The 13,731-nt window shown below is 64.8% G+C and carries 10 protein-coding genes and 1 pseudogene; 8 read left to right on the top strand and 3 right to left on the bottom strand.

The window, feature by feature from the left end; genetic code table 11:
* Positions 1–69 precede the first annotated feature (69 nt).
* Together BJF89_RS03555 and BJF89_RS03550 are read right to left on the bottom strand one after the other, a co-directional pair.
* The gene (locus BJF89_RS03555) at positions 70–2,247 is read right to left on the bottom strand and encodes a S9 family peptidase (protein ID WP_075812301.1); all 2,178 of its coding nucleotides are present in this window, start codon (positions 2,245–2,247) and stop codon (positions 70–72) included.
* A 36-nt stretch (positions 2,248–2,283) separates the two neighbouring features.
* Complete coding sequence (locus BJF89_RS03550) at positions 2,284–3,183, bottom strand: phosphoribosylaminoimidazolesuccinocarboxamide synthase (protein ID WP_075812299.1); 900 nt, start codon at positions 3,181–3,183, stop codon at positions 2,284–2,286.
* A gap of 163 nt (positions 3,184–3,346) precedes the next feature.
* Here BJF89_RS03550 and BJF89_RS03545 point away from each other — a divergent pair, with 163 nt between their 5' ends.
* From BJF89_RS03545 to BJF89_RS03530, 4 genes are read left to right on the top strand one after another with little or no spacing between them, the layout of a single operon-like run.
* The gene (locus tag BJF89_RS03545) at positions 3,347–4,981 is read left to right on the top strand and encodes an ABC transporter substrate-binding protein (protein WP_075812297.1); all 1,635 of its coding nucleotides are present in this window, start codon (positions 3,347–3,349) and stop codon (positions 4,979–4,981) included.
* A 2-nt stretch (positions 4,982–4,983) separates the two neighbouring features.
* Positions 4,984–5,910: an ABC transporter permease gene (locus tag BJF89_RS03540; protein WP_075812359.1), complete on the top strand. Its 927-nt coding sequence runs from the start codon at positions 4,984–4,986 to the stop codon at positions 5,908–5,910.
* Complete coding sequence (locus BJF89_RS03535) at positions 5,903–6,844, top strand: ABC transporter permease (RefSeq protein WP_075812295.1); 942 nt, start codon at positions 5,903–5,905, stop codon at positions 6,842–6,844. Before BJF89_RS03540 ends, BJF89_RS03535 begins: the two co-directional genes overlap by 8 nt.
* Complete coding sequence (locus BJF89_RS03530) at positions 6,841–8,514, top strand: ABC transporter ATP-binding protein (protein ID WP_075812293.1); 1,674 nt, start codon at positions 6,841–6,843, stop codon at positions 8,512–8,514. Before BJF89_RS03535 ends, BJF89_RS03530 begins: the two co-directional genes overlap by 4 nt.
* Positions 8,515–8,530: 16 nt before the next feature.
* Here the strand turns inward: BJF89_RS03530 and BJF89_RS03525 are convergent, their stop codons facing one another.
* Positions 8,531–9,244, bottom strand: a complete 714-nt coding sequence (locus BJF89_RS03525; RefSeq protein WP_075812291.1) for an ATP-binding cassette domain-containing protein — start codon at positions 9,242–9,244, stop codon at positions 8,531–8,533.
* A 225-nt stretch (positions 9,245–9,469) separates the two neighbouring features.
* Here BJF89_RS03525 and prpD point away from each other — a divergent pair, with 225 nt between their 5' ends.
* From prpD to BJF89_RS03505, 4 genes and pseudogenes are all read left to right on the top strand, one after another.
* Positions 9,470–10,984 carry a 2-methylcitrate dehydratase PrpD gene (prpD, locus tag BJF89_RS03520; RefSeq protein ID WP_075812289.1) on the top strand — a complete coding sequence of 505 codons (1,515 nt, stop codon included), beginning with the start codon at positions 9,470–9,472 and terminating at the stop codon, positions 10,982–10,984.
* Positions 10,985–11,899: a methylisocitrate lyase gene (prpB, locus tag BJF89_RS03515; RefSeq protein WP_075812287.1), complete on the top strand. Its 915-nt coding sequence runs from the start codon at positions 10,985–10,987 to the stop codon at positions 11,897–11,899. It abuts the gene before it with no gap.
* A gap of 66 nt (positions 11,900–11,965) precedes the next feature.
* Positions 11,966–13,126, top strand: coding sequence for a bifunctional 2-methylcitrate synthase/citrate synthase (locus BJF89_RS03510; RefSeq protein ID WP_075812285.1), 1,161 nt, complete (start codon positions 11,966–11,968; stop codon positions 13,124–13,126).
* Between the two features lie 190 nt (positions 13,127–13,316).
* A pseudogene (locus tag BJF89_RS03505) lies at positions 13,317–13,731 on the top strand (biotin carboxylase N-terminal domain-containing protein); the annotation flags it as partial.

The raw sequence follows: 13,731 nt of genomic DNA, 5'->3' as shown, positions 1-13,731 counted from the left end.
CAAAGCGAGGAAGGTCAGGTGAACTTGGTTTACCGCACGATCAGGGGTGCAGAATACCCCCGGAGGCACTCAGTCCAGCAACTCCGTCGCACCCATCCGGTCGAGCTCCCAGGCGGTCTCGAAGGCGGACTGCCGCCACTTCTCGTAACGCCCCGACACTCCCCCGTGCCCGGAAGTCATGTCCGTCTTCAGCAGGAAGTCGCCACCGCCGTCAACGTCACCGGCAACCTCGCGCAGCTTCGCGATCCACTTCGTCGGCTCCACGTAGAGCACCCGGGTGTCGTTGAGACCACTGATCGCGAGGATCGGCGGGTACGCCTGGGCGGTCACGTTCTCGTAGGGAGCGTAGGTCGACATGTAGTCATACACGTCCGGATCATGGTAGGGGTCGCCCCACTCCTCCCACTCGGTCACCGTCAACGGAAGCTCGGGCATCAGGATGCTGGTGAGCGGGTCGACGAAAGGCACCACGGCTTCAATACCGGCGAAGCGGTCGGGCGCCATGTTCGCCACGGCACCCATGAGCAGACCGCCGGCGGAACCACCTTCCGCCACCATCTTCTGCGGCGAGGTGATCCCCGCGGCGATCAGGTCGTCGGCCACGGCGATGAAGTCGGTGAAGGTGTTCGTCTTCTGCAGCATCTTGCCCTGCTCGTACCAGTGGCGCCCCATCTCCCCGCCGCCACGGACGTGCGCCACCACGTACACCACACCGCGGTCCAGCATCGACAGCCGGAACACCGAGAAGTACGGGTCCATACTGGCCTCGTAGGAACCGTAGCCGTACAGCAGAACAGGGTGCACAGTGCCTTCAGCCAGCGGATCCACGTCGGTGCGGTGGATCAGCGACACCGGAATCCGTGCTCCGTCGGACGCGGTAACCCACCGACGCGATGCGGTGTAGCGTGACCGGTCGAAGTCGCCGAGCACCGTCTGCTCACGTCGCAGCATCCGCTCCCCGGTCCGCAGGTCGATCTCCCACACCTGCGCCGGTGTGACGTAGCTGGTGTAACTGACGCGCAGAACCGGAGACTCCCACTCCGAGTTGCCGACGGTCCCGGCCGAGTAGATCTCCTCGTCGAACTCAATCGGTTCAAACCGTCCCCAGCCACCGGCGGCGTCCGAGACATCCATCAGGGACAGCTGCTCGATGGCGTTCTCCCGGGTGGCGAGCACCAGGTGGTCGGCGAAGCAGTCCACCCCCTCAATCCGCACGTCGTCACGGTGGGGAACAAGAACCTCGTAGGACGCATCGTCGAAGCCGGCGATCGTACCCACCGGGCAATGGCCGACCTCACCGTTCGGCAGGCCGTCGAGTTCCTCCCGGACGACCAGCCAGGCGTCATCCCCGCCGACGACGACGTGGTCGACGTCGTACTGCACGTCTTTCTCCCGCGGACGGATACAGGTCAGTTCGCCCTCCGGGTCACCTGTCTTCTGCGAGACGTCGAGGTACCAGGTTTCGGATGTCGTCTTCGAGGCGGTGGAGACCAACAGGAAGTGCTCGGAGCGGGTCACTCCGAGACCGGTCCAGTACGCTTCATCCTCCTCACGGAAGACACACACGTCCTCACTCTCCGGCGTACCGATCTTGTGCCGCCAGATCTCGTGGGGACGCCATGCATCGTCGACCCGCTGGTAGAAGAGGTAGTCGTCGCCGACCCACGTGGCACCGTAAGCGATGCCTTCCAGGGCATCCTCCAACAGGACGCCGTTGACCAGGTCCTTGATCCGCAGGGTGAACCGCTCGTCGCCGACAGTGTCGGTCGAGTACGCCAGCAGGGTGCCGTCGACGGTCACGCTCGCCGCACCGAGACTGAAGAACTCCTCACCTTCCGCCAGGACGTTGCAGTCCAGCATGACCTGTTCACGGGCCGCGGGCTCCCCGGGGACGATCTCGGGCGGGGTCCAGGACGCGCTCGCATCGGCGGTATCGACGGGGATCCGGCACATGGTGGGGTAGCTCTTCCCCTCCTCGGTGCGGGAGAAATACCACCACTGCCCCGAGCGGACCGGAACCGACAGGTCGGTTTCCCGGATCCTCGACTTCACCTCATTGAAGACCACGTCCTCCAGGGGCTTGAGGTGGGCCGTACGTGCGTCGGTGTACGCGTTCTCCGCGGTAAGGTGTGCCAGGACCTCAGAGTTGTCCTTGTCCCTCAACCACTCGTAGTCGTCGACGACATCACGGCCGTGGAAACTACGGGTGACGGGCTTCTTCTTCGCTACCGGTGGGTTCGCATCCATGGGACACGATCGTAGCGCCCACAGACCGGTGGCCGGTCAGCGGTCGGTGCAGGTGCCGATCCAGTCGGCGAAACGCTGGCCGGAGATCCTCTCGTAGGCGTCCACGTAGCGTTCGCGGGTCGCCTCGACCACCGGCCCCGGAAGCTCGGGCGGCGGGGTGCCCTCGTTCTTGTCCCACCCCGACTTCGGCCCGGTCAGCCAGTTGCGCACGTACTGCTTGTCGAAGCTGGGCTGGACCTTGCCCTCCTCATAGGAGTCGGCCGGCCAGTAGCGGGAGGAGTCGGGCGTCAGTACCTCGTCACCGAGCACCAGGTTGCCGTCGGTATCCAAGCCGAACTCGAATTTGGTGTCCGCCAGGATGATGCCGTGTTCCGCCGCGATCCCGGCCGCCTGGGTGTAGATCGCGATCGAGGCGTCGCGCAGTTCCTCGGCACGTTCCCGGCCGAGCCCCTCGACAACGACGTCGAAAGAGACGTTCTCGTCGTGGTCGCCGATCTCAGCCTTGGTCGCGGGGGTGAAGATCGGCTCTGGCAGCTTGGACGACTCGGTCAGGCCGTCCGGCAGTTCCACGCCGCACACCGACCCGCTCTCCCGGTACTCTGCGAGCCCGGAACCGGTGAGGTAACCGCGGACGACGCACTCGAACGGGAGCATCTCCAGCTTGTGGCAGATCTGTGCCCGTCCCAGGGACTTCTGCGGGATGCGCTCATCGTCAGCGGGGCCGGCAAGGTGGTTCGGGAAATCAATGCGGCCGAAAAAGAAGTCGCTCATCGCGGTGAGCACCCGCCCCTTGTCCGGTATCGGGGTCTCGAGCACGAAGTCGAAGGCGGAGATCCGGTCGGTGGCCACCATGAGCAGGGTGTCCTCGTCGATCTCGTAGATCTCGCGGACCTTTCCCGCGGAGAAATGGGTGTAGTCGGACAAGTCGGGTCGCATGGCCTGCAGAGTCTAGCCCTCACGACCGGCAATCTCCACGCGCCCCCGCGGACCCCACACGAGACGCACCGACGGGGTTTTCTGTTTCACCATGCGAGACAGGGCAGAATCACTAAACTTTCCATTTTCGACGTTTCCTGTACACCTCACGAAAGTGCCATCCATGAGAATCCGACCCCGTCGGGCACTGGCGGCGACCCTCACCGGGCTTGCCCTGCTGCTCTCCACGACGGCGTGTGTACCGGACCGGGACGACATCCCGTCCGACTACATCACGTTCTTCGGCGGCGAACCACAGAATCCGCTGCTGACCACCAACACCAATGAAGTCCAGGGCGGTGAAGTCCTCCGTGCCATGTACACCGGCCTGGTGGGCTACAGCCCCGACGGCGAGCCGTACAACGCCGTCGCCGAGGACATCGAACCGAACGACGACTCCTCCAGCTTCCACGTGACCCTGAAGGACGGCTGGACCTTCACCAACGGTGAACCTGTGACCTCCGCCAGTTTCATCGACGCCTGGAACTTCGGCGCAACCTCGGCCAACGCCCAGCTCGGTGCAGACTTCTTCTCCGCCATCGAGGGCTACGACGACGTCGCTGGCGAGGATGCCACAGCGACGGAGATGTCCGGGCTCACCGAGATCAACGACCATGAGTTCACCGTCGACCTCTCAGCCCCGGATGCATCCTTCCCCACCCAGCTGGGGTACTACGCGTTCTCACCGCTGCCAGAGGTCGCCTTCGATGACACCGATGCCTTCGGTCAGCACCCGATCGGCAACGGTCCCTACATGCTCGACGGGGACGACGCCTGGCAGCACAATGTATCGATCCAGTTGAAGGCGAATCCGGACTACGCCGGCGACGACAAGGCTCAGAATCCGGGCATCGCCTTCAAGCACTACGCCGACGTGGCCACCGCCTACGCCGATCTGCAGTCCGGGGACCTGGACCACATGCGCGAAAACGTCGGTCCGAGAGCTCTTCCCAGTTACCGGGCGGACTTCCCCGACAGCAACGATGACGCGCCCTACGCCGCGATCCAGAACTTCACCATCCCTGAGAACCTCCCCGGTTTCCAGACGGATGAGGAAGGTCGGCTGCGTCGTGCCGCGATCTCCATGGCCATCGACCGGGATCTGATCATCGACAAACTCTTCTTCGGCGGACGGCAGGTCGCCGAGGACTTCGGCGCTCCCACCCTCGAAGGCGGTATCGCGGATGTGACGGGCAAGGAGGTGCTGACCTTCCAACCGGACAAGGCCCGTGAGTTGTGGGAGAAGGCCAATGAGATCCATCCCTACAGCGGTGAATCGTTCCAGATCGCCTACAACGCCGACGGCGGGCACCAGCAGTGGGTCGAGGGCGTGACCAACAGCATCCGACAGGTGCTCGGGATCAAGGCCTCCGGTAAGGCCTACCCCACCTTCCAGGCCCAGCGTGACGCGATCGTCAACCGCACCGTGGGTTCCGCCTTCCGGTCCGGATGGAACGCCGACTACCCGTCGATCTCGTCCTTCCTTGTCTCCAACTACCGCACCGGCGGTGGTTCGAATGACGGTGACTACTCGAACCCTGAGTTCGACAAACTGCTCGCACAGGCCTCGTCGTCCCCCGATTCGGACGCCGCCCAGACCTACTACGACGAGGCGCAGGCGGTACTGATGGAGGACCTTCCGCAGATTCCCCTCTGGTACTACGCGGCGACCACCGCCTGGAACCCTGACCTGCACAACGTGGAGACGAACTGGCAGGGTATGCCGGTCTACACCGAGATCACGAAGGACGGTGAGTGACCGTGTGGTGGTACCTCGGTAAACGACTCCTCCAGCTCATCCCCGTCTTCTTCGGGGCGACATTCCTCATTTACGCCATGGTCTTCCTCATGCCGGGAGACCCCGTCCTCGCGTTGGCCGGAGACAAGGCCGCTGAACCGGCCGTCCTCGACCAGATCCGCGCCGACTACAACCTGGACAAGCCCTTCATCGTCCAGTATCTGCTCTTCCTCGGCGGCTTCTTCACCGGTGACATGGGCACCACCTTCTCCGGCCGCGCCGTCACCGACGTCCTCGCCGAAACCTTCCCCATCACCATCCGACTGGCGCTGATGGCTCTGGTCATCGAAGCCGTGCTCGGCATCATCTTCGGCCTGATCGCCGGGCTGAAGAAGGGCAAGTGGTTCGACTCGACCCTGCTGGTCGTGTCCCTGGTGATCATCGCCGTACCGACCTTCGTCATCGGCTTCGTCGGACAGTTCCTCTTCGGCATCCAGTGGGGTGTCGTCCCCCCGACGGTCGGCTCCGACGGCTCCTTCAGCCGACTGCTGCTGCCCGCCATCGTGCTGGGAATGGTCTCCTTCGCCTACGTCCTCCGGTTGACCCGGTCGGAAGTGGCGCAGAACCTGCGCGCTGACTTCGTACGCACCGCGTCTGCCCGCGGGCTCTCCCGCGGCGTCGTTGTTCGCGACCACGTCCTGCGCAACTCGCTGGTCCCCGTCGTCACCTTCCTCGGCGCCGACCTCGCCGCTCTCATGGGCGGCGCGATCGTGACCGAGGGCATCTTCAACATTCACGGTGTCGGCGGCCTGATCTTCCAGTCCGTCAGTATCGGTGAGGCCCCCACCGTCGTCAGCGTCGTCACGATCCTCGTGGTGATCTTCGTCGTGGCCAACCTCATCATCGACCTGCTCTACGCCCTGCTCGACCCGAGGATCCGATATGCCTGACATCCACAACCGCAATGAACGCTGGACAGCAGAGGTCGTCACCGAGGACGTCCTGACCCGCGACCAACTCCTCCCCGAGGACGCACCCGCCGGATTCTGGGGGACGGCGTGGCGGAATCTCCGCCGACGTCCGATGTTCTGGATCTCGACGGTGATCATCCTCGCGGTTCTCCTTGTGACCGTCTTCCCCGGCCTGTTCACGTCGACCGACCCCACGACCGCGACCCTGGAGGATTCCCTCGAACCCGCCAGGGACGGCCATCCCTTCGGCTTCACCCAGCAGGGGTACGACGTCTTCGCCCGCACCATCTACGGAGCACAGGCATCTGTGGTGACCGGGCTGGTGACCACCCTCGTCGTCGCCGTTCTCGGCGTGGTCGTCGGCTCTCTCGCCGGCTACTTCGGCGGGTGGGTGGACGCGCTTCTGTCCCGCCTGACAGACATCTTCTTCGCGGTCCCGCTCTTGCTCGCCGCCATCGTGCTTATGCAGCTTTTCGACGTCCGCAACGTATGGACGGTCGTCCTCGTGCTCTCCGCCTTCGGCTGGCCTCAGATGGCCCGCATGGTCCGTGGTGCTGTGCTGCAGGCCAAGAACAACGAGTATGTGCAGGCGTCCCGCGCTCTCGGGCTGACCCGCGGCAGGATTCTCGTCCGACACATCCTCCCCAACTGCCTCGCCCCGATCATCGTCATGATGACAACCAACCTCGGCATCTACATCGTCGCCGAGGCGACATTGTCCTACCTTGGCGTGGGACTGCCGCCGGACACCGTGTCATGGGGAAATGACATCTCCACCGCGCAGGACGTCCTGCGGCTCTCGCCGGAGATCCTGTTCTACCCGGCCGGTGCGCTCGCGCTCACCGTCCTGGGATTCATCCTGCTGGGCGACACCCTCAAGGACGCCCTCGACCCGAAGGAGCGCACCCGATGAGCGACCAACCACTGCTGTCCATGCGCGACGTCGACATCGCCTTCGGCACGCACAAGAGCCCCACACCCACGGTCTTCGATGTCAGTCTGGACATCTGGCCCGGTGAGACTGTCGCCGTCGTCGGTGAATCCGGATCCGGCAAGTCCACCAGTGCCATGAGCATCATGGGCCTGCTGCCCGGCGGCGGGCATGTCACGGACGGCACCATCACCTTCAAGGGCGAAGACATCACCCACGCTTCGCCGAAGCGGTTCACCGAACTGCGTGGCGACAGCATCGGCCTGGTCCCCCAGGACCCGATGAGCAACCTCAACCCTGTGTGGACGATCGGTCACCACGTCAAGGAAGCACTGAAAGCCAACGGCATCGCGACGGGGTCCGCGGCACACAAGCGTGCCGTCGAGCTGCTGGAGGAAGCGGGGCTCTCGGACGCTGAGCACCGCATCAGCCAGTACCCCCACCAGTACTCCGGCGGTATGCGTCAGCGTGCGCTGATCGCCTGCGGGCTGGCAGCGCGTCCGGACCTGCTCATCGCCGACGAGCCGACCTCCGCACTGGACGTCACCGTCCAACGCCAGATCCTCGATCACCTGCAGGGTCTGACCGAGGAACTGGGAACCGCCGTCCTGCTGATCACCCACGACCTGGGACTCGCCGCCGAGCGTGCCGACCGCATCGTGGTGATGAGTCAGGGGCACGTCGTGGAGTCCGGTCCTGCCCTCGAGATTCTGCAGGACCCCCACCACCCGTACACCCGCAAGCTCGTCGCCGCAGCACCCTCCATCGGTGCGCGACGCAGCGAGGTCCAGGTGTCGGAGCCGGAAGACGTCGGATCCGGTGACACGTCCGATGCTTCCCCGGACGCCGACAACCCGCTGATCACCGTCGAAAATCTCAGCAAGGTCTTCCAGGTGCCCGGCGACAAGCCGTGGCGAAAGAAGGATTTCACCGCCGCAGACGACATCAACTTCTTCCTGCGCCGGGGGCGGACTCTGGCCTTGGTCGGCGAGTCCGGCTCCGGTAAGTCGACCGTCGCGCAGATGGTGCTCGGCCTGCTGGAGCCCACCTCCGGGAAAGTCACCTTCGACGGTACCGACGTCACCGACCTGGACCGGAAGGCAGAACTCGCCTTCCGCCGACGCGTCCAGCCGGTGTTCCAGAATCCCTACGGCTCGGTGGACCCGATGTACTCGGTGTTCAACACGATTGCCGAGCCGTTGAAGATCCACGGTGTCGGCTCGAAGAAGGACCGTGAGAAGCGTGTCCGGGAACTGCTGGACGTGGTCGCCATGCCGCAGTCGATGATGTCACGCTTCCCCGGGGAGTTGTCCGGGGGTCAGCGCCAGCGTGTGGCGATCGCCCGCGCCCTGGCGCTGGGCCCGGACGCACTCATTCTCGACGAAGCGGTCAGTGCACTCGACGTACTGGTGCAGTCGCAGGTCCTGGACCTGCTGAACCAGCTGCAGCGGGACATGGACCTGACGTACCTGTTCATCACCCACGACCTCGCGGTGGTCAAGCAGATCGCCGACGAGACCCTGGTGATGCAGCACGGCCGGATCGTGGAGCGTGGCGAGACCGACGATCTCTTCGATCATCCGGAGCAGGAGTACACCCGCCGACTGCTCGATTCCATCCCCGGCGGGACGATTCCCCTGCACCAGGGGTAGGTGCAACGGCGCCGGCTCAGAAAAGATGCCGGAGGAAGCTCTCCGGCTCACCGAGGAACCGGCGCCAGTTCTGCACGAGAGCGAGGTCGTCGTAGTTCTTCCGGTGAATTCCGGTGTCGTCCAACTCGAATATCTCCGCCTCCGCCGCCGAGGCGAGAAGTGGCGAATGAGTGGACAGGATGACCTGCGAGCCCCGGTCGATCAACTGGGCAATCTGTGCCAACAGCATGAGGCACCCGTTGAACGACAGGGCTGACTCTGCTTCGTCGAAGATCCAGAGTCCCCTGATTCCTGCTCTGTCAGTGAAGAACTCGATGAACGACTCGCCGTGACTCTGGAAATTGTGCCGTCCCATGCTGCCGATGCCGTCCAGGTAGGAAAAGTGGCTGTGCATGGTCTCGGCACGGAGGAACACACCTTTCCTGGGAGCACCTCCGGCACGGATCAACTTCAGGTTGTCGGCGAGACCAGACTCCGTCCGCTGGGTCGAGTGCATGGCATTCCGTGTACCACCTTCCGGGTTGAGACCGTAGGCCTCGGCGACGGCTTCGACGAGCGTCGATTTCCCCGAGCCGTTTTCTCCGACGAGGACTGTCAGCCGCGACAGATCGATGCCGTTGTCAAGCACATCCGCGACAGCAGGAACCGTGGCAGGCCAGGCGTTACGGTCCGCCGGGTAGACGGCCAGCTCCTCGACCCTGCGTACCGGAAGTGGAGTCGGGTAGGGCATGGGACCAGTGTATCGTCCCCACCCCCGGGCGTCCCGGCATCAAATGAGGTACCGGACGACGTCGGGGGTGACGCCGGACACTCACCCCAGCCACCGTTTCCGAAACAGAACCATTGGCCCAGAGACCGATGGCATAGTGGACGCTGAAACCATGTGTCAGCAGTCACAGCGCCGCCTGGGGCCACTGGCACGGTCACGCACCCGAGCCTCTAGGAGTTCCACCCCGTGGAGAAGCACACCGTTCGCGTCCATCCTTCTGCTGAAGAGTTCCCGAAGAAGGAGCACCTGGCCTGGAAGGTCGCCGAAGTCGCGGCCGACCCGGTGGCCGTCCCGCAGGACTCCGCCGACATGGCGGTCAACCGCATCATCGACAACGCATCGGTGGCGGTCGCGTCAGTGCTGCGCCGTCCCCCGTCGACGGCCCGCTCCCAGGCGCTGAGCCACCCGTATTCCCCCGGCTCAACAGTCTTCGGTGTTCCGGGCACCTACTCGCCGGAGTGGGCCGCCCTGGCCAACGGCACCGCCGTGCGCGAGCTCGACTTCCACGACACCTTCCTGGCCGCGGAGTACTCCCACCCGGGTGACAACATTCCGCCGATCCTGGCCACCGCCCAGCACAAGGGCCTGTCCGGTGCCGAGCTGGTCCGTGGCATCGTCACCGGCTACGAGATCCAGGTGGACCTGGTCAAGGGCATCTGCCTGCACGAGCACAAGATCGACCACGTCGCCCACCTCGGCCCGTCGGTCGCCGCCGGCATCGGTACGCTGCTCAAGCTCGACACCGAGACCATCTACCAGGCGGTCGGACAGGCGCTGCACACCACCACCGCAACCCGCCAGTCCCGCAAGGGCCTGATCAGCTCCTGGAAGGCCTTCGCCCCGGCCTTCGCCGGCAAGATGGCCATCGAGTCCGTCGACCGTGCGATGCGTGGCGAGGGTGCACCGTCACCGATCTGGGAAGGCGAGGACGGGGTCATCGCCTGGATGCTGGACGGCAAGAACGCCGAGTACATCGTGCCGCTGCCGGGTGCCGGCGAGGAGAAGCGGGGCATTCTGGACACCTACACCAAGCAGCACTCTGCGGAGTACCAGTCCCAGGCCCCGATCGACCTGGCACGTCGCATGGGCAAGCAGCTCCGCGACCAGGGCCAGGACCTGTCGCAGATCGAGTCGATCGTGCTGCACACCAGTCATCACACCCACTACGTCATCGGCACCGGCGCGAATGACCCGCAGAAGTTCGACCCGGACGCGTCCCGTGAGACACTGGACCACTCCGTGATGTACATCTTCGCCGTCGCGCTGGAGGACGGTGACTGGCACCACGAGCACAGCTACTCCCCGGAGCGTGCGCACCGTCCCGAGACCATCGAGTTGTGGAACAAGATCAGCACCGTCGAGGACCCGGAGTGGACCCGCCGCTACCACTCCACCGACCCGAATGAGAAGGCCTTCGGCGCCAAGGCCGTCATCACCCTCAAGGACGGGACGGTCCTGGAGGACGAGCTCGCCGTCGCCGACGCCCACCCGCTGGGAGCACACCCCTTCACCCGGGAGCAGTACATCGGCAAGTTCCGTACGCTGGCCGAAGGCCTGGTCGACGAGAAGGAGCAGGACCGCTTCCTCGAGGCCGCCACCAACACCCTGGAGCTCGGTGCCGGCGACCTCAACCAGCTGACTGTCACGTTCTCCGAGGATGTGCTGGCACGCGCACCGAAGATCAACGAGGGGCTGTTCTAGATGCCCGGCCTGTTCTCAAGCAACGTCACCCCCACTGACCGGCGTACCGCGTTCCGGCAGGCATTGACCTCCGGCACGATCCAGCGGTTGCCGGGTGCTTTCTCACCCCTGGTGGCCCGTGCGATCCAGGAGGCCGGACTGGACGGTGTCTACGTCTCAGGCGCTGTCGTCGCAGCGGACCTCGCGCTCCCGGACATCGGACTGACCACCCTCACCGAGGTGGCGGGGCGCTCCCGCCAGATCGCCCGGGCCACGGACCTGCCTGTCCTGGTCGACGCTGATACCGGCTTCGGTGAGCCCATGTCAGCCGCCCGTACCGTCAGCGAGCTGGAGGACGCCGGTGTGGCCGGCTGCCATCTCGAAGACCAGGTCAACCCGAAACGCTGTGGGCACCTCGACGGCAAGGAGGTCGTCCCGACCGAGCTGATGCTGCGCAGGATCACCGCCGCGGTCAACGAACGCCGCGACGATTCCTTCGTCATCTGTGCCCGTACGGACGCCGCCGGGGTCGAAGGCATCGACTCCGCCATCGAGCGGGCGAAGGCCTACGCCGACGCCGGGGCGGACCTGATCTTCACCGAGGCACTGCACACTCCTGCGGACTTCGAGAAGTTCCGTGCAGCGGTCGACACTCCCCTGTTGGCGAACATGACCGAGTTCGGCAAGACCGAGTTGCTCAGTGCGGCCACGCTGCAGGACATCGGCTACAACGCGGTGATCTATCCCGTGACCACGCTGCGCATCGCCATGGGCCAGGTCGAGGCGGCGCTGGGCGACATCGCCGAGACCGGCACCCAGACCGGCTGGATCGACCGCATGCAGCACCGTTCCCGACTGTATGAACTGCTGCGCTACAGCGAGTACAACGCCTTCGACACAGACGTCTTCACCTACACCAGGCCGGACGGGAGCTAGCGGCGTCCGGCACCACCGCCCTGCACCACCGCACGGTTGTCACCACCAACTGAAAGGACTTTCCTGATGAGCGAGAACAACCCCAACAACTCCCCGGAGATCCGCAAGGGGCTCAACGGCGTCGTCGTCGACTACACCGCCGTGTCCAAGGTCAACCCGGAGACCAACTCCCTGACCTACCGCGGTTACCCTGTCCAGGAGCTCGTGGAGCACTGCAGTTTCGAGGACGTCGCCTACCTGCTCTGGAACGGTGAACTGCCCACCTGGCGCGAGTTCCAGGAGTTCGGCCAGCGTGAGCGTGCCCTGCGTCCGGTCACCCGCGGCCTGCTGGACCTGATCGCCTCGTTGCCCAAGACCGCCCACCCGATGGACGTGGTACGTACCGCGGTGAGCTGGCTGGGCACCCAGGACGTTACCAACGCCGACAACAGCTCGGACACGGTGCGACGCACAGGCCTGAGCCTGCTGGCCAAGCTGCCCGCGATCATCGCCTACGACATGCGTCGTCGGCACAACCTGGAGTTCATCCCGCCGTCACGCACCCGGGACATTGCATCGAACTTCCTGTACATGTGTTTCGGTGACGGCCCGGACTCCCCGGCCAACAACATGGACGACGTCAAGGCTTTCGACCAGTCCCTGATCCTGTACGCGGAGCACTCGTTCAACGCCTCAACGTTCACCGGTCGCGTGATCACGTCGACGACGTCGGACGTCTACTCGGCGGTCACCGGTGCCATCGGTGCGCTGAAGGGCGCACTGCACGGTGGCGCCAATGAGGCTGTGATGCACAACTTCCTTGAGGTCGACGACCCTGCCAAGGCCGAGGAGTGGGTCCTGGACAAGGCCGACAACAAGCAGAAGATCATGGGCTTCGGCCACCGCGTGTACAAGAAGGGCGACTCGCGGGTTCCGTCGATGGAGGCCGCGATGCGTCGCACCGCCAAGAACCACGACGGTGACAAGTGGGTCCAGATGTACGACAACATGCAGGCTGCGATGGAGAAGCGTACCGGCATCCTGCCGAACCTGGACTTCCCTGCCGGCCCGACGTACTACATGCTCGGTATCGACATCCCCTTCTTCACCCCCATCTTCGTGATGGCCCGCGTTGTCGGCTGGACGGCCCACATCGTGGAGCAGAACGAATCCAACGCACTGATCCGCCCGCTCAGCGCCTACAACGGCGAAGATCAGCGCGTCGTCGAGGAGAAGATCGGACGCTGACGGGAGGCCGGGTTCCGCTGGCTCTCCCCGATTCTCGCACGCACCCGTGCTGACGGTCACCACCGTCGGCGCGGGTGCGTTGTCATCCGCACCACCTCTCGACAGTGGCGTAGATCACCAGTATTCTTTAAGGCTGGTCTGACCACAGAATTCCGACTGAACCCACCAGTACCTGGAAAGGACGCCTCACATGGCTGACCCTGCGACCCACACCGGCACCACCACAGCACTACCCGCCTTCTCCAAGATCCTCGTCGCCAACCGCGGCGAAATCGCCGTCCGCGCCTTCCGCGCCGCCTTCGAAACCGGCGCATCCACCGTCGCGGTCTACCCACGCGAAGACCGCAACTCCTTCCACCGCTCGTTCGCCTCCGAAGCCGTGCGCATCGGCGCGCAAGGCTCCCCAGTCAAGGCCTACCTCGACATCGACGAAATCATCCGCGCCGCGGTACAGACCGGCGCCGACGCGATCTACCCCGCTACGGCTTCCTATCCGAAAACGCGCACCTGGCCCGACGCTGCGCCGACAACAACATCACCTTCATCGGCCCCGACCCCGACACCCTCGACCTCACCGGCGACAAAGCCGCCGCCGTCGAGGCTGC

This window comes from Corynebacterium sp. CNJ-954, assembly GCF_001942345.1.
Taxonomy (GTDB): Bacteria; Actinomycetota; Actinomycetes; order Mycobacteriales; family Mycobacteriaceae; genus Corynebacterium.
The sequence above is the reverse complement of the archived record's forward strand: the minus strand, read 5'-3'. Positions and strand labels throughout refer to the sequence as shown.

Excerpts from the sequence above, each read along its gene's own strand:
- BJF89_RS03535 (WP_075812295.1), top strand. The coding sequence starts at position 5,903 with ATGCCTGACATCCACAACCGCAATGAACGCTGGACAGCAGAGGTCGTC.
- BJF89_RS03525 (WP_075812291.1), bottom strand. The coding sequence starts at position 9,244 with ATGCCCTACCCGACTCCACTTCCGGTACGCAGGGTCGAGGAGCTGGCC.
- BJF89_RS03530 (WP_075812293.1), top strand. The coding sequence starts at position 6,841 with ATGAGCGACCAACCACTGCTGTCCATGCGCGACGTCGACATCGCCTTC.
- prpB (WP_075812287.1), top strand. The coding sequence starts at position 10,985 with ATGCCCGGCCTGTTCTCAAGCAACGTCACCCCCACTGACCGGCGTACC.
- BJF89_RS03510 (WP_075812285.1), top strand. The coding sequence starts at position 11,966 with ATGAGCGAGAACAACCCCAACAACTCCCCGGAGATCCGCAAGGGGCTC.
- BJF89_RS03555 (WP_075812301.1), bottom strand. The coding sequence starts at position 2,247 with ATGGATGCGAACCCACCGGTAGCGAAGAAGAAGCCCGTCACCCGTAGT.
- BJF89_RS03545 (WP_075812297.1), top strand. The coding sequence starts at position 3,347 with ATGAGAATCCGACCCCGTCGGGCACTGGCGGCGACCCTCACCGGGCTT.
- BJF89_RS03550 (WP_075812299.1), bottom strand. The coding sequence starts at position 3,183 with ATGCGACCCGACTTGTCCGACTACACCCATTTCTCCGCGGGAAAGGTC.